The sequence below is a fragment of the Paraburkholderia fungorum genome (genome assembly GCF_003610895.1).
Taxonomy (GTDB): domain Bacteria; phylum Pseudomonadota; class Gammaproteobacteria; order Burkholderiales; family Burkholderiaceae; genus Paraburkholderia; species Paraburkholderia fungorum_B.
In genome coordinates, this window is sequence record NZ_MCAS01000013.1 from 57,000 (window position 1) to 72,681 (window position 15,682).

General features: G+C 64.2%; 10 protein-coding genes. 5 read left to right on the forward strand and 5 right to left on the reverse strand.

Annotation, left to right across the window (positions count from 1 at the left end):
• Window position 1: 1 nt before the first annotated feature.
• The 3 genes from BCY88_RS15195 to BCY88_RS15205 form a co-directional block, all read right to left on the reverse strand.
• A complete protein-coding gene (locus BCY88_RS15195) occupies window positions 2–583 on the reverse strand; it encodes a hypothetical protein (protein WP_120345078.1) in 582 nt (193 codons plus the stop codon).
• A 97-nt stretch (window positions 584–680) separates the two neighbouring features.
• A complete protein-coding gene (locus BCY88_RS15200; protein ID WP_120345079.1) occupies window positions 681–1,025 on the reverse strand; it encodes a DUF1488 family protein in 345 nt (114 codons plus the stop codon).
• A complete protein-coding gene (locus BCY88_RS15205; protein ID WP_120345080.1) occupies window positions 1,022–1,585 on the reverse strand; it encodes a DUF4142 domain-containing protein in 564 nt (187 codons plus the stop codon). The genes BCY88_RS15200 and BCY88_RS15205 overlap by 4 nt, the downstream gene beginning before the upstream one ends.
• 308 nt (window positions 1,586–1,893) lie before the next feature.
• On the opposite strand from BCY88_RS15205, the gene BCY88_RS15210 reads away from it, so the two are divergent.
• The gene (locus BCY88_RS15210; RefSeq protein WP_120345155.1) at window positions 1,894–2,463 is read left to right on the forward strand and encodes an FUSC family protein; all 570 of its coding nucleotides are present in this window, start codon (window positions 1,894–1,896) and stop codon (window positions 2,461–2,463) included.
• Here the strand turns inward: BCY88_RS15210 and BCY88_RS15215 are convergent.
• The gene (locus tag BCY88_RS15215) at window positions 2,460–3,521 is read right to left on the reverse strand and encodes an AraC family transcriptional regulator (RefSeq protein ID WP_120345081.1); all 1,062 of its coding nucleotides are present in this window, start codon (window positions 3,519–3,521) and stop codon (window positions 2,460–2,462) included. The two genes, BCY88_RS15210 and BCY88_RS15215, sit on opposite strands and share 4 nt — an antisense overlap.
• 117 nt (window positions 3,522–3,638) lie before the next feature.
• Between BCY88_RS15215 and BCY88_RS15220 the strand changes: the two genes are divergently transcribed.
• Window positions 3,639–3,995: a carboxymuconolactone decarboxylase family protein gene (locus BCY88_RS15220; RefSeq protein WP_120345082.1), complete on the forward strand. Its 357-nt coding sequence runs from the start codon at window positions 3,639–3,641 to the stop codon at window positions 3,993–3,995.
• Between the two features lie 30 nt (window positions 3,996–4,025).
• Here the strand turns inward: BCY88_RS15220 and BCY88_RS15225 are convergent, their stop codons facing one another.
• Entirely contained in the window at window positions 4,026–5,075 is a 1,050-nt protein-coding gene (locus BCY88_RS15225; protein WP_120345083.1) for an aldo/keto reductase, read from the reverse strand.
• A gap of 339 nt (window positions 5,076–5,414) precedes the next feature.
• Between BCY88_RS15225 and BCY88_RS15230 the strand changes: the two genes are divergently transcribed.
• The 3 genes from BCY88_RS15230 to pdeR all read left to right on the forward strand — a co-directional run bounded on the left by BCY88_RS15230 (window position 5,415) and on the right by pdeR (window position 15,647).
• Window positions 5,415–8,735 carry an autotransporter outer membrane beta-barrel domain-containing protein gene (locus tag BCY88_RS15230; protein WP_120345084.1) on the forward strand — a complete coding sequence of 1,107 codons (3,321 nt, stop codon included), beginning with the start codon at window positions 5,415–5,417 and terminating at the stop codon, window positions 8,733–8,735.
• 199 nt (window positions 8,736–8,934) lie between these two features.
• Entirely contained in the window at window positions 8,935–13,413 is a 4,479-nt protein-coding gene (locus BCY88_RS15235; RefSeq protein ID WP_404935694.1) for a DEAD/DEAH box helicase, read from the forward strand.
• Between the two features lie 230 nt (window positions 13,414–13,643).
• Window positions 13,644–15,647, forward strand: a complete 2,004-nt coding sequence (gene pdeR, locus BCY88_RS15240; RefSeq protein ID WP_120345156.1) for a cyclic di-GMP phosphodiesterase — start codon at window positions 13,644–13,646, stop codon at window positions 15,645–15,647.
• Window positions 15,648–15,682: the final 35 nt, after the last annotated feature.

Below are 15,682 nucleotides of genomic sequence, written 5' to 3' on the forward strand. Positions count from 1 at the left end.
CTCAAGCATGCTTCTCGCTGAATTCGCTTAGCGGCTCGGGCGTCCTGCGCGGATCGAAATCAGCCCAACGTCCTTGCTGCCAGCGCCCACTCGCGCGTTCGATCGCCGCGCCGCCGGCGTCGCGCAAAACCCGCGCAGCATCGAACTGATTGTCGGGCGACACGTGAACGGCAACCAGCACGCCGGAATCGCGCATTTCCTGGTGAAACGGCACATGGTGGCCGATATGGCCGCCTTCGCGGGTGCGCGCCATGGCCCCGGCCAGCGAGCCAACATAGGCACCGACGCCCGCAGCAATCAGCGACACGAGCAGCGGTGCCGAGAACGTCGCAAATAGGGCGACGCCGACCACCGCCCCCACTACCGCGCCGATGGTGACACCCATTCCCGCGCCTTTCGGCGCGTCCTTCGCGGCCGCATCGGTAGCGGTATCGCCGCCGATTGCATAACGCGCGTGCTGGCCGCGTGGATTGACAAAAAACAGCGTGACGTCTTCTTCGACGAAACCCGCGTTAAAGAGCTTTTGCGCCGCGTCTTCAGCGGCAGGGAACGTCGTAAACCGTGCTGCGACGATGAGTGACATAAGGCCTCCTTGCATCGTTGAATCGCGTTTTGCGGACCATGCCGCCGCACAGCCTTTGCGTTGAAAAACCGCGCGAGGCGGCTGGCACGCACCCGAATTACGCGGCGCCACCGCGATCGGGTTCCATGCCTTCCACTCTGAACAGTCCACTATGCAACACTACGCCTTCTGCGCCGTTCCGGTCGAGTGCTTCCGCGCAAACTGAACAGATGCGGTTACGCCCCTTGTCGAAGGCCGCCATCAGCGTGGCTTCGAGCGCGGAATCGGCACCGAAATGGTCTTCCAGCGCCTCGGCGGTGATCGCGCACACAACCGCTTCGCCGTCCACCCGCGCCATGAACCGCACGGTCAGATTCGCGCCGTCGAAGACCGGCTGGTCGTCGGGAAAAGTAATGTGCATGCGGGAATCCTCATAGGCCGGCCGCGGCAGGGTCGCGCTCATGACGCCCCCTTCATTGAGCCGGCGAGTTGCTGCGCCATCGCGAGGTGATGCCTGATGGTCGGCAATGCATGCGCGGCCGCCGCTTTCAACTGCGAATCGGTACCGCTCTGGCTCTCCTGCTGGAACAGGTCGACCGCCCGCTGGTGCGCCTCCACTCCGATCTGTTCGACATAAGCCTGATCGAATTCGCGGCCTTTGAGCGTCTGCAGCTTGCCGACCAGTGCCGAATCGGCGGACGGCGTCACGTTGAGCCCTTTCTTCGCAACAAGAGCGGTCATGCCGTGCGAGAGCTTCGTATGGTCGACGATCATTTGCTGTGCGAATTTCTTGACGTGCGAATCGCGCGAATTCGTGAGCGCAACTCTGCTTGCCGCGATTTCCGTGGCGTCGGCCTGCGAGGCATCCTGCACGAACTGCTGATCCGCCGGCGAAAGCTGCGTGCTGCTCATCGGCGCGTCGCTCGCCGGAGCGTCGCTGGCTTGCGCGTATACCGCGCCGGCCGACGCTGCGCCAAACCCGAGCGCAATCGTCATCACTTGTAGGGAATACCGGAATTTCATGCATTTTCTCCCTGATCAACCTATCCATCGAAGCGGGCCGGCGCACCTGGCGGCTAATCGCGCGCTGCCGTCCACGGTGCGGCCCACGTCGTCGTCGACGCTGTCATCGAAGTACATGGCGAAGTACACAGCAAGGCTTATGCCTTGTTGCGCATCTCTTCCTCGCATTTGCTCCTGAAACAATCGAACGATCGATGGAACACCGGTTGCGCAGTCCTCCACACATCGAACCGGTAAAGGAGAAACATCATGGCCAACCTGAATCGCTAGAATACGAGTCCTTCATGCTGCAACAGGCTCCCCATTCGATGACCGCTCCCGACGATTCAAGACGCGCAGCACGGACGAATGCCGCCAATTCGCTATTTGCTTTTCTCAAGTCGCTGCCGCTCGGCGACCGGCTGGCCGAAGGCGGCGTGATGGCCGCGCAGGCGGTGGCCGGCGCAAGCCTCGCTTTCGCGATCGGCCGCTGGCTGCATACCGAGCAGGCCTTCTGGGCCGCGATTACGGCGATCGCGGTGAGCCAGCATAGTTATATCGACACCCGCAACCTGTCGCGCGATCAATTCATTGGCGCGATGGTCGGTGGTGTTTGCGGGCTTGCCGGCGCAACGCTCGGCGGTGGCAATCTCGCGGCTTACGCGGCCACGGTCGCGGTGGCAATCGTCACTTGCTGGGTCGTGAACGTGGGAAGCGCCGCGCGCCTGGGCGGCATTACCGCGACCATCATGCTGTTGGTGCCGGGCACCGGCTCACCGTGGGACAAGGCCCTGCTTCGCCTCGGCGAAGTCACGCTGGGCACCGTCTGCGCACTGCTGGTGACCTGGATCATGTCGTGGATCGAGAAGCGCTGGTTCGGCCGACCCGAAAAGGCCTAGATGCCTTTCTGACCGCTCTCCTGCGGTTGACGCCGGTAACGTCCCGGCGTTACGCCCACGCTCTGCTGAAACGCCTTGCCGAACGCCGCTTCCGATTGATAGCCCACCGCCTCGCCGATCTCCGCGGCGCTACGCTGCGTGCGCCGCAGCAAATCGCAGGCGATGGTCATGCGAATCTGCGTGAGAAATTCCATCACTGTCATGCCCGCGCATTCGTTGAAGTGACGCGCGTACGTGGCACGAGACATCGCGGCCATCTCACCGAGCGTTGCGATTGTCCACGCCTGGTCGGGCGCGCTCAGCATGCCCTGCACGGACGCACCCAGACGCGCATCGGCCAGCAGCGCCAGCACGCCCGAGCCGGATGCATGCCGCTCGCCATGCACGCGCAAGGCCATTGCGAAGAGCGCGAGGCTCAATGCGGTGACGATCGCAAGCGCGCCGGGTTGACGGTGTTCGGCTTCGGCGCGCATCAGCGTAATCACGGTCTGCAACGCGCCGAGCGTTTGCACGCCGCCGAGCGACACGTGAAACGGATCGGGCAGCGCGTTGAGCAGCAACGCGGAAGAACCGGGTGCATGGACGAACCGGCCGCATAGAAGATCCAGATCGACGCCAGCATTGCGCTCGCCATTGGAATGGAGCGCATTGGTGCCACTGCCGAGGTGCTCGCGCGCTGCGCGGCTGGCATCGTTGACGGCGCGATTGTGCCCGGTGTTGTGCCCGGTACTGTGCCCAGCATCGCGTCCGTCATTGCGTCGCACCGGCAGCATACCGTCATGACTCAACGTGAGCGGCGCGCCGCCGGCACTCCGCCCGACATCGCGCACCCGATGCGCGGCGCCGCGCGGAAACAGCATGAAGTCCCCGGCTTGCAATTCAATCTGCGCGCCACCCGCAGTCTCGACAACACAAGCGCCGTCCAGCACCAGATGAAAGGGTGCAATCCCCGCCTCCATCGGTGCGTGATCCATATCGAAGCCGCCTGTGACCAGGCAGCGCAAATCGAGGCTGGCTTGCGGCCGGGCAAGGTCGATCAGCCGGCTGAGTGTGTCCATGAGACGATCGCGCTAAAAGTTGAGCGAATCGAGTATTCAGGATATCGCGGCGCGGCGCAATACTTTGTCCCAAGGCACCGGCATCCGCCGGCTTGCTGCCAACCAAGGAGCGCTGTCATGTTGAACTGGATCGATTACCGCAAAGAACTGTTCGGCCGCATCGGCGAAATCGCCAAACTGTCGCCGGATACCGTGAAGGCCTATCAGGCGATGTCGAGCGCAGGCCAGAAGACCGACCTGCTCGGCGCGAAGACGCGTGAGCTGATTTCGCTCGCGGTGGCCGTGACGGTGCGATGCGACGGCTGTATCACCGTGCACACCGCCGAGGCCCTGAAACACGGCGCGACACGTGAAGAAATCGCCGAAGCGCTGGGCGTGGCGGTCGCCGTGAACGCGGGCGCCGCCCTGGTGTACTCGGCACGCACCATGGACGCCGTGGCCGCGTATCAGGCGGATAGCAAACCCGCAGCTTGAGCGCCGCGGCAACTTCGGGCCCGATGCGCGTTATAGCAGGTGACGCGCCTCTTCGAGCTGCTTGCGGCGCGCCTCCCCTTGACGCTCCAGCATCCAGCCCGGGTACTCGGCCGGCAGCGTGCTGACCTGATCGAGTCTGGCAAGCTCGTCAGCGCTCAGCGCGACGCTGGTGGCTGCAATGTTGTCGTCGAGTTGCTCGATTTTTTTCGCTCCGACGATCACCGTGGTCACGACGCGTTGATGCAGCAGCCACGCGAGCGCGATCTGTGCCACAGAGACATTCTTCGCCTCGGCGATATCGCGCATCACGTCGATGCAGTCGTAAGCGCGCTCACGATTGACCGGCGGAAAATCGAAGGTCGTGCGGCGGCTGCCCGCTTCACCTCGCTGCTCGCGCCCATATTTGCCACTCAGCAAACCACCCGCGAGCGGACTCCACACCATCAGTCCGAGACCTTCGCTGCGCAGCATCGGCACGAGTTCGCGTTCGAGATCGCGTCCCGCCAGCGTGTAATACGCCTGCAGCGTTTCAAAGCGCGCAAGGCCGAGGCGCTCAGCAATGCCCAATGCCTTCGCGATCTGCCACGCGGCCCAGTTCGACACGCCGACATACCGTACATGACCATGCTGAACCAGCGTATCGAGCGCGCGCACGGTTTCTTCGATCGGTGTGGCCGGATCGAAACCGTGGATCTGATACAGGTCGACGTGATCGAGTTGCAAGCGCTTCAAACTCGCCTTGACGCCGTCGATGATGTGATAGCGCGAAGCGCCGCGTGCGTTCGGGAAGGCCGCCGTCGGACCGAATACTTTGGTTGCGACCACAACCTGATCGCGTGGCACTTTAAGATTTTTCAGCGCCTGGCCCGTGATCTGTTCGGACAAACCCTCCGCGTAGACGTCGGCCGTGTCGATGAAATTGATGCCGGCGTCGAGCGCCCGGCCGACCAGCCGCTCCGCATCCCCTTGCTGCAGATCGCCGATCTGCTTCCAGATGCCTTCGCCACCGCCGAAAGTCATCGTGCCCAGACATAGCTCTGAAACAAACACACCAGTACGGCCTAACGGGTTGTATCGCATCGTTGAGACTCCATCATGGATTCGTGAATCGGTGAGTCGTACAGCGTACTGCAGTTGACCGGTTTCGGCAGGCCGCGACACGCCTCGTCAGCCGCCACCGGGCAAACACATGTTTCAAACTCCTTACGAATTGCACCGTTATTACCGAAGCATTTTTCCGGTCCGAATAAATTACCTGCTCCTCTGCAAGCAAGGCGCCATGCGGGTCTCCGGCAAGCGTCGGCGATTCGCCACAGATTCGTATGCCAGGTCCGAGGCATTTGGAAAGTTCTGGTAACACGTGTATAAGTCGGACCATTCCGCTCGTATGGTGTTGTGCCTTTATCAAGGACCGCGCATATGAAGAAGAAGACGTTTGGGATTGGCCTCGGCAGCGTCGTACTGCTCTCCAAAGCACTCACCCCTTCCGCCATGGCCGCGTGCAGCAATACCGCACCGGCATCCAATACCACGGTCACCTGCACGGGCAGCATTTCCTCCGCCGTCGTGGCGCAAACCGGCAGCACCGGTGTCACGATCAACGCCGACAACACGACCTCCGGCAGTTTCGCGCGCACCACCGCCCCAGTCGTCTTCAGCGTCGACACGACTAGCACGATCAACAGCAGCGGCACCTTCTCGCTGACCGGTGGCGGCGGCACGGGCACCGTGCGCGGCGCCGTGCTGCTCGGCGTGGGCAACGGCAATCAGATCACCAACGCAAGCGGCGGCAGCATCACCACGACCGGCGCCTATAACGACGGCATGGCCGCGAACGGCAGCGGCAACACGCTGACCAATCGCGGCTCGATTACGACCAGCGGACCCAACGCCTACGGCATGACGGCCGCGTGGGGACAAACGAATTCCGGGCAACTGAACAACACCTTGATCAACAGCGGCACGGTGACGACCTCGGGCAGCAACGCGCGCGCGGCATCGATTCTGGGCGGCAGCGGCACCATCAATAACAGCGGCACGCTCTCCACCTCCGGCGCGAGCAGTCCAACGGCGTATCTGCAAGGCAATAACGACCAGTTGATCAACAGCGGCACGATCACCGCGAGCGGCAGCGGCTCGGATGCCGTGTTTTCCAATACCGCTGGATCGAGCTTCGTCGCGACGATCCAGAACCTCGCGGGCGGCAGCATCATCAGTCAGAACGGTTCCGGCATCCGCACCCTCAACGGCAATACCACCATCACGAATGCGGGGCTCGTGCAGAGCGGCATCGGCACCGCCATCACGATGGGCAACGGCAACAATACGCTGATTCTGCAGACCGGCTCGGCGATCAACGGCGCGGCGGATGGCGGCGGTGGAGCGAATACCGTGATCCTGCAAGGCTCGGGCACGGCATCGAATGCGTTTACCAATTTCCAGACCTTGCTGATGCAAGGCAGTTTGTGGAACTGGACCGGCACCGGCACCTTCTCGCTCGCGCATGTACAGACCGGCACGCTCAATCTCACCGGCACGCTTGGCGCGAGCGCGACGGCGCTGGTCGATAGCGGCGCGACCTTGCAGGCGAACGCGCAGAACCTGCCGGCCAGCGTCACCGACAACGGACTCGTGCGCTTTGCTCAAGACAGTGCGGGCACCTACGCGGGTTCGATCAGCGGCACGGGCTCGGTCGACAAAACCGGCGCCGGCGTGTTGACGCTTGCTCCGACGGCGGCGAGCGGCAACACCTACTCGGGCGGCACGACCATCGATCAAGGCACGATCGCCGTGGGCGCGGACAATGCGCTCGGTGCGAGCACGGGCGGCCTCACGTTCAACAGCGGCACGCTGCAATTGACATCGAGCTTCGCGCTCGCCGGCACGCGTGCGATCACGCTGGCAGCGGGCGGCGGCACGATCGACACGCAATCGTTCGACACCACGCTCACGCAGGCCGTAAGCGGCAGCGGCGCGTTGACGAAAGCCGGCAGCGGCAGTTTGCTGATGACCGGCGTAAGCACCTATAGCGGCCCGACCACGGTCGCGGCGGGCACCCTCGCAATCGGCGACGCAGCCCATGCGAGTGCCGCGCTGACCGGCGGCGGCGCCACCACGGTGGCCGCGGGTGCAACGCTCGGTGGCTATGGCAGCGTGACGGGCGCCGTCACGAACAACGGCACGCTGGCTGTGGCGAATGCCATGCCGTCGTTGGCAAGCGAAGGGACCGGCGCATTCTCGATCAACGGCTCGCTCGTGAATGCGGGAGTCGTGCAGATTGGCGGTCCTGCCGGTGCGGGTGCCGGCAATCTGCTGAACGTGACGGGCAACTACATCGGCCAGAACGGCACGATCGGAATGAACACCGTCGTCGCCGGCGACGGCGCGGCGTCCGACCGCCTCGTACTGAGCGGTGGTACGGCCACCGGTTCAACGCGCCTGCAAGTCACGAACGTGGGTGGCCAGGGCGCACAAACGCTGGCGGACGGCATTGAAGTGATTCAGGCGGTGAACGGCGCCACCACGAATTCGAGTGCTTTCACACTGGCCACGCCGGTGAAGGCCGGCGCGTATTCCTATTACCTCGCCAAAGGCGGTGTAAGCGGCGGCACGACGGACAACTGGTATCTGCGCAATACAGTTGCGCCGCTGCCGCCCACCACGACGCCGGGCGAGCCGCCTGTCACGCCTGGCCAGCCGCCCGTCTCCGAACCCGGCGAGCCGATTGCCGCCGAAGGCACACCGCCCTTGCCGCCCGCGCCGCCGCCCGGCTCGACCGCCACGCCGCTGTATCGCGTCGAAGTGCCGATCTATGCAGCGGCGCCCGGCGTCGCGCGCGAGCTCGGCCTGATGCAGATCGATACGTTCCATGACCGCCAGGGCGATCAGGCCTTATTGAGCGAAAGCGGCACTCTGCCTGACGCATGGGGCCGCGTGTGGGGCGGCCATAGCGTATTGAGCCAGAACGGCACGGCCAGTCCGCAATTCGACGGCTCCGTGTATGGCATTCAGGCCGGGCAGGATCTTTACGCCGATCACAGCGCGAGCGGCCAGCGCAACCACTACGGTGTGTTCGTCGGTTTCGCGCGGGCCACCGGCGACGTCGACGGTTTCGCGCTCGGCATGCCCAATCTCGCCGTGGGCCACCTGGCGATCAATGCGTATAGCCTCGGCGGTTACTGGACGCATATCGGCCCGGGCGGCTGGTACACCGACGCGGTGCTGATGGGCAGCTCGCTCACGGTCGATCCGCTCTCGCGCGACGGCGTCGGCACCACGACGCATGGCAACGCGGTGACCGGCTCGCTCGAAGGCGGCCTGCCGATTCCGCTCGGCGCGGGGCTCTCGCTCGAACCGCAAGCGCAACTCGTGTGGCAGCACCTGACGCTGTCCGATTTCAACGACGGCGTGTCGAGCGTCGGCTTCAACAGCGGCAATACTTTCGTCGGACGAATCGGTGCCCGCCTGCAAGGCCAGTTCGATGCCTTCTCGACAGCATGGCGGCCTTATCTGCGCGTGAGCCTCTTACGCGAGTTCGGTTCGGACGACAAAGTCACCTTCGGCGGCGGGACCGTCATGCAGGGCACGGTCGGGCAAACGGCGGCGCAACTCGGCGCGGGTGTGGTCGGCAAATTCAGCGCGTCAGGCAGTGTGTTCGCGACGCTCGGCTGGGTGACGAACCTGGGTGGCGCACACCAGAGAACCGTGACAGGCGATGCGGGGGTGCGCTGGGTCTGGTAGTTTTTTCGTAGTGCTGGATACCGGTGCGGCGTGGTTGTCCCCGCACCGGTGCTGATTACCGGCTCGTTCCGCGCCAATCCCCCTGCGTCTTCCCTCCGCATAACCAGCAAAAACCTGCCAGACTGATCGCTGACCTTCGTAACAGGGCGGCGCTTGCCGCCCTCTGGATATGGCACGCCGCGCCCCCACTTATGCCAGCATGACTTCGGCCTCGACATCCGCGACCGCCTTGCACGCGCCCTCCGGTTCTTCATGCCTCGCCCCCGCATCGCGGACGGCGCCTGGCGCCGCTTCGGGTCACGCTTCCGGGCTTCCAGGGGCCAGCGTGCTGGATGACTTCCATCCCGCGGTCGCCTGCTGGTTCCTGAAGACCTTCCCTGCCCCCACCGACGCGCAGACGGCCGCCTGGCCACAGATTCGCAGCGGGCGCTCGACGCTTGTCGCCGCGCCCACCGGCTCGGGCAAAACCCTCACTGCTTTCCTGTCCGCGCTCGACGAACTGGTTCAGCAAGGCCTTGCCAACCACGGCGCGTTGCCCGACGAAACCCTGGTGGTCTACGTCTCGCCGCTCAAAGCGCTTTCCAACGACATCCGCATCAACCTGGACGTGCCATTGCAGGGCATCGCCGCGGAGCTCGACGCGCTCGGCCTGCCGCCGCTCGAAATCCGCACCGCCGTGCGCACCGGCGACACCACGCAGCAGGAGCGCAACGCGCTGAAAAAGCGCGCGCCGCACATTCTCGTGACCACGCCGGAATCGCTGTATGTCCTGCTCGGCTCGGATTCCGGCCGGCGCATGCTGTCGACCGTGCGCACCGTGATCGTCGACGAAATTCATGCGCTCGCCGGCAGCAAACGCGGCAGTCATCTGGCGCTCAGTCTCGAACGGCTCGACGCGCTGTGCGAACGGCGCTTGCCCCGGATCGGCCTGTCGGCTACGCAAAAACCCGTTAGCGCGGTCGCGCGTTTTCTGGTGGGCGGCGCAAGCATCGAAAGCGCCCTGCCCGCGGACTGCGCGATCGTCGACGTGGGACACATTCGCGAGCGCGATCTTGCGCTGGAAATTCCGCCCGTGCCGCTCGAAGCGGTGATGCCCAACGAAGTGTGGGAACGCGTTTACGACCGGCTCGCCGAACTGGTCGCGATGCATCGCACCACGCTGATTTTCGTCAACACGCGCCGCATGGCCGAGCGCGCCGCGCGCCATCTGAGCGAGCGCCTGGGCAAGGACGTGGTCGCCGCGCATCACGGCAGTCTCGCCAAAGAGCATCGTTTCGACGCCGAGCAGCGCCTCAAACGCGGCGAGTTGCGTGTGCTGATCGCCACCGCCTCGCTGGAACTCGGTATCGATATCGGCGACGTCGATCTGGTCTGCCAGATGGGCTCGCCGCGCGCAATCGCACCGTTCCTGCAACGTGTGGGGCGCTCGGGCCACCATGTCGGCGGCATGCCGAAAGGCCGGCTGTTCCCGGCCTCGCGCGACGATCTGATCGAATGCGCGGCGCTGCTCGACTGCGTGCGGCGGGGCGAACTCGACGCCTTGCGGATTCCGCGCGCGCCGCTCGACGTGCTTGCCCAACAGATCGTCGCCGAGGTATCGAGCGCCGAATGGAGCGAAGACGCCCTGTTCGGGATGCTGCGGCGGGCGGCCCCCTACGCTGACCTCGAACGCGAGCAGTACGACGCCGTGCTGCGCATGCTGGCTGTCGGCTACACCAGCCGCAACGGCCCGCGCGGCGCCTATATTCATCGCGATGCGGTGAGCGGTACGTTGCGCGGCCGGCGTGGCGGCAAACTGGTCGCCGTGACCTCGGGCGGCACGATTCCCGAGAACGCCGACTATGCGGTGATCCTCGAACCGCAGGCAATCAATATCGGCACCGTCAACGAGGATTTCGCCGTCGAGAGTCTTGCCGGCGATGTGTTTCAACTCGGCAATGCGTCGTACCGGATTCTGCGCATCGAGAGCGGCCGCGTGAGGGTCGAGGACGCGCAGGGGCAACCGCCGAATATTCCGTTCTGGCTGGGTGAAGCGCCGGGACGCAGCGATGAACTGTCGTTCGGCGTGGCGCGCTTGCGTGAGCAGATCGAGCACCTGCTCGACGGCAAAGCGGACGATGCCGGCTCCGTCGCCGCGCGTCTTCAGCGCGCGGTCGACTGGCTCGTCGACACCCTCGATCTCGACGAAGCCGCCGCCCGCCAGATCGCCGACTATCTCGCCCGGGCACGCGCGGCGCTAAGCGTGCTGCCGACGCAAAACACGCTGGTCATGGAGCGCTTTTTCGACGAATCCGGCGGCACGCAACTCGTGATCCACGCGCCGTTCGGCAGCCGCGTGAACCGCGCGTGGGGTCTCGCATTGCGCAAGCGTTTTTGCCGGACCTTCAACTTCGAACTGCAAGCCGCCGCCACCGAAGACGCGATCGTCCTCTCGCTGACCGGCAGCCATTCGTTCGTACTCGACGAAGTGTGGCGTTATCTGCACTCGAACAGCGCCGAGCATCTGCTGATCCAGGCACTGCTCGACGCGCCGCTCTTTGGCGTGCGCTGGCGCTGGAACGCGACCACCGCGCTCGGCTTGCCACGCTATACGGGCGGACGCAAAACGCCGCCGCAATTGCAGCGCATGCGCAGCGAAGATCTGCTGGCGAGCGTGTTTCCAGAGCAAGCCGCGTGCCTGGAGAACATCGTCGGCGAGCGGGAACTCCCGAGCCATCCGTTAGTGGACCAAACCGTCGACGACTGCCTGCACGAAGCGATGGACACCGACCGCTGGCTTGCCCTGCTGCGTCGCATTGAACAGGGTGACGTACAGCTGATCGCCCGCGATCTGCCGGCGCCCTCGCCGCTTGCCGCCGAAATCCTCAATGCCAAGCCGTACGCCTTTCTCGACGACGCGCCGATCGAGGAGCGCCGCACGCAAGCCGTGCTGAACCGGCGCTGGAGCGATCCGACCAGCGCAGACGACCTGGGCGCGCTCGACGCCGACGCAATCGACAGCGTGCGTGACGAAGCGTGGCCGCAAGTGCGCAGCGCCGACGAAATGCACGAAGCGCTAACGGGCCTCGCCTGCATCACCGGGACCGAGGCAGGCAGCAATGAAGGCTGGCCGGCGTGGCTCGCGCCGCTTGCCGAATCCGGCCGCGCAACCCGCCTGCGGATCGCCGGGGGCGACACGCTGTGGCTGCCCGCCGAGCGCCTGACCTGTTTCCAGGCGCTCTATCCGGATGCTTCTTTCGAACCGCCGCTCGCGGCACCCAAGGGCTTCACCGACGCCTGGAGCGCCGACGACGCCCTGCTCGACGTGCTGCGCGCCCGGCTGACCGGTTTCGGCCCGCTGCCGGTGCACGCGATCGCACAAGCGCTGCGGCTGCCGGCGGCATCCATTGAACAGACCTTGACGCGCCTCGAGGCGGAAGGCTACGTGATGCGCGGCCGTTTCTCGCCGGGCGCAACCGAAGAGGAATGGTGCGAGCGTCACCTGCTTGCGCGGATCCACCGTTACACGGTGAAACGCCTGCGACGCGAGATCGAACCGGTGGAACGGCACGACTTCATGCGCTTTCTGTTCGAGTGGCAACATCTGAGCCCGGACACCCGCAGCGAGGGACGCGACGCTTTGGCCGCGGTGCTCGAGCAGATGGAAGGTTTTCAGGCCGCGGCGGGCGCATGGGAAGAAGACATTCTGCCGGCGCGCGTGAAGGCGTATGCGAACACTTCGCTAGACGAACTATGCCGGGCCGGCAAGATCGTCTGGACCCGCCTGACCGAACGGGCGCGCGGCACGTCCGGACCGGTGCGCAGCACACCGATCGTGCTGGTGCCGCGCGCCCGGATACGCACATGGAGCGCGCTGATCGACCCTTCGAAACAGGCGGAGCTATCGGCTCGCGCGCAACGCGTTCATGACACGCTATCGCAACATGGCGCGATGTTCTTCGACGAACTGCTCACCGAAGTAAGCGGCTTGCGCATGGAACTGGAAAACGCATTAGGCGAACTGGTTGCAGCGGGCCTCGTGAATTCCGACAGTTTCGCCGGCTTGCGGGCGCTGTTGAAACCGGTCGCCAAACGCAGTGCCCATCCGGGCAGCCGGCGTGTCAGGTCGAGCGCATTGATCGGAGGAATGGACGACGCGGGACGCTGGGCGCTCGTCAACCGGCAAGCCGTTGCTGCCGCGCCGGAAACTTCGCCCGCGCGCCGCCAGCCGCTCGCGCCTGAAATACTCGAACACGTCGCGATGACTTTGCTGCGCCGTTACGGCGTGGTGTTCTGGCGTTTGCTCGAACGCGAGGCCGAATGGTTGCCGCCGTGGCGGGACCTGCTGCGTGTGTTCCAGCGGCTCGAAGCGCGCGGCACGGTTCGCGGCGGGCGATTTGTGAACGGCCTCGCCGGCGAACAGTTTGCGCTGCCGGAAGCGATTCCGTTATTGCGTGAGGTTCGCCGGCATGCGAACGACGGTGCATTTGTGTGCGTCGCCGCAAGCGATCCTTTGAATCTTGCAGGCACGTTGCTGGTTGGCGAACGGGTGCCCGCTGTCGCGGGTAATCGGATTCTGTATCGGGATGGTGTTGTTATCGCGACACTGATTGCCGGGGCATTCTGGTTTGCCCCCGCCGTTGAAGCCATTCCGGCGCAACGGGAGCACGCTCGAAGCATATTGGCCCACCGTTTCTGAAACGATTTTGATTCGGTTTTGAAACAATTTCTATGCGTTTTCGTGAGCTTCGCACCAATGCGCGTCGAAACAAAAAATTAAAGAGAAAGACCATTCGGATCGTTAACCTTTTATAGGCCCGAACACCAGTTGCTTCGCTACAATGAGGCCAGTCTTTAAGTATGATGAAGACTGTTTGCCGCCAATCCACCCTCATGGTGGGGCCCATCGGCACACCGCCCGGGGATCTCATGAATGACGACCAACACGATCAGGTGCTTTTTGCGCAGTTCGGCACAAGCAGCCCTTGCTGGCGTCTGTCGAACGACAGCAACGCATTGGAACTCACGCCTGTCAGCGGCGACGTGCCGGCCAATGTCGCGATTCCATTGAATCCTCAGCAGGCCTCGCAAATCCGCTGCCTCACCGGCATCACCTCGCATCTTGTTCTCGACGTGCGGTTGTTCGGCGAACCGCTGCGCCTGCACCTCGTCGGTAAAAAACTCGCCAGCAATACGTGGGCAGGCACCGCTTCGGCCTACGACGACACGGAGTCCGTCGCGCGCGATCTGGTCCACGGCCTGTCTTTCGCCGAACAGGTCGTCTCCGAAGTCAATTCGGTCGTGGTCATCGTCGACAGGCACGGCCGGATACAGCGCTTCAACCGCCTTGCCGAGGAACTCACCGGCGTCAAGGAGGAAGACATTGTTGGCCGCAATGTGTGGGCATTGTTCATGAGCACTGAATCTGGCGCGGCGTCGAGCCAGAACATCACGGGTTTCTTCAATCGCGGCGTCTCGTACGAAGTCGAACGGCGCGTGAAAACGCTGCGCGGCGAACGGCTCTTTCTGTTTCGCAACAAGTTCGTTCACAGCGGCAGCGGCGTCGATGAACAGTTTCTGATCTGCTCGGGCACCGACATCACCGAAGAACGGCTTGCGCAGGAACGGCTCACTGAACTGGCAAACACCGATTCACTCACCGGCCTCGCCAATCGCAACGCGATCCAGGACAAGATCCGCGCCGCAATCGAAGAAGCGGGACCCGGCGAATCGGTCGGCGTGCTGTTTCTCGATCTCGACAACTTCAAGAAGGTCAACGACCACTACGGTCACGTTTTCGGCGACCGCCTGATCTGCGACGTATCAGCGGCCATCGGCACCTGCCTGAACGAAGGCGACGCGCTCGCGCGCCTCGGCGGCGACGAGTTCATTGTGCTCGCAACCAAAGGCACCGCGCACGACCTCGAAGCAACCGCGCAGCGCATTCTCGAGCGCCTGCGTACGCCGTTCAGCCTGGGGCTCGTCGAGGTCTACACCGGCTGCTCGATCGGCATCGCGCTCTATCCCGAACACGGCAACAACCTCGAATCGCTGATCCGTTCCGCGGATACGGCGATGTACGTCGCCAAAGATGAAGGCAAGCGCACCTATCGCGTGTTCTCGCCCGACATGAACCGCAAGGTGGCCGAGTACATGTGGCTCGACACCAACCTGCGGCGCGGTCTCGAAGAAGGCCAGTTGACGCTGCACTATCAACCCAAGCTCACGCTCGCCACGGGCGCCGTGCAGGGCGCGGAGGCGCTGGTGCGCTGGAACTCGCCGGAGCGCGGCCAGATCATGCCGGCGGAGTTCATCCGCTATGCGGAGGAATCCGGGCTTATCGGCGTGCTCGGCCGCTGGGTCATGGAAACGGCAGCGCGGCAAGCCGCCAAATGGAAGGCGGACGGCTATAACCTGCGCGTCGCGATCAACGTGTCGGCACGTCAACTGGTCGATACCGCCGTGGTTCGCCATTTCAGCGAGGCGCTGCAGCGCGCGGATCTCGATCCATGCCTGATCGACCTGGAACTCACCGAGAGCTGCCTGATCGAGGACGAAGCGGCAGCGATCGATCTGATCACGCAGTTCCGCCAGCTCGGCGCGCAAGTTCACCTGGACGACTTCGGTACCGGCTACTCGTCGCTCTCGCAACTGGGCCGCATTCCACTCGACGTCATCAAGCTCGACCGCAGCTTCGTCCGCTCGATCAATGCCGACACCAAGGCGCAGGCACTCGTGCGCTCAATGGTGGCGGTCGCGCAGGAACTGAATTTCAAGGTGGTCGCCGAAGGCATCGAAACCGAGTCCGAAGAGGTGTTCATGAGGGGGCTGGGCGTCGAATACGTGCAGGGCTTCCTGTACGGTCAACCCATGCCGGTCGCGGAGTTCGAACGCTGGCTGCAGGATCGGCAGAAGCTCAGACTGATTGCCTGAGCTTGCGCACGACCTGCGCCCCGCGGGATGTTCCC

Excerpts from the sequence above, each read along its gene's own strand:
- BCY88_RS15195 (WP_120345078.1), bottom strand. The coding sequence starts at position 583 with ATGTCACTCATCGTCGCAGCACGGTTTACGACGTTCCCTGCCGCTGAA.
- BCY88_RS15200 (WP_120345079.1), bottom strand. The coding sequence starts at position 1,025 with ATGAGCGCGACCCTGCCGCGGCCGGCCTATGAGGATTCCCGCATGCAC.
- BCY88_RS15205 (WP_120345080.1), bottom strand. The coding sequence starts at position 1,585 with ATGAAATTCCGGTATTCCCTACAAGTGATGACGATTGCGCTCGGGTTT.
- BCY88_RS15210 (WP_120345155.1), top strand. The coding sequence starts at position 1,894 with ATGACCGCTCCCGACGATTCAAGACGCGCAGCACGGACGAATGCCGCC.
- BCY88_RS15215 (WP_120345081.1), bottom strand. The coding sequence starts at position 3,521 with ATGGACACACTCAGCCGGCTGATCGACCTTGCCCGGCCGCAAGCCAGC.
- BCY88_RS15220 (WP_120345082.1), top strand. The coding sequence starts at position 3,639 with ATGTTGAACTGGATCGATTACCGCAAAGAACTGTTCGGCCGCATCGGC.
- BCY88_RS15225 (WP_120345083.1), bottom strand. The coding sequence starts at position 5,075 with ATGCGATACAACCCGTTAGGCCGTACTGGTGTGTTTGTTTCAGAGCTA.
- BCY88_RS15230 (WP_120345084.1), top strand. The coding sequence starts at position 5,415 with ATGAAGAAGAAGACGTTTGGGATTGGCCTCGGCAGCGTCGTACTGCTC.
- BCY88_RS15235 (WP_404935694.1), top strand. The coding sequence starts at position 8,935 with ATGACTTCGGCCTCGACATCCGCGACCGCCTTGCACGCGCCCTCCGGT.
- pdeR (WP_120345156.1), top strand. The coding sequence starts at position 13,644 with ATGAATGACGACCAACACGATCAGGTGCTTTTTGCGCAGTTCGGCACA.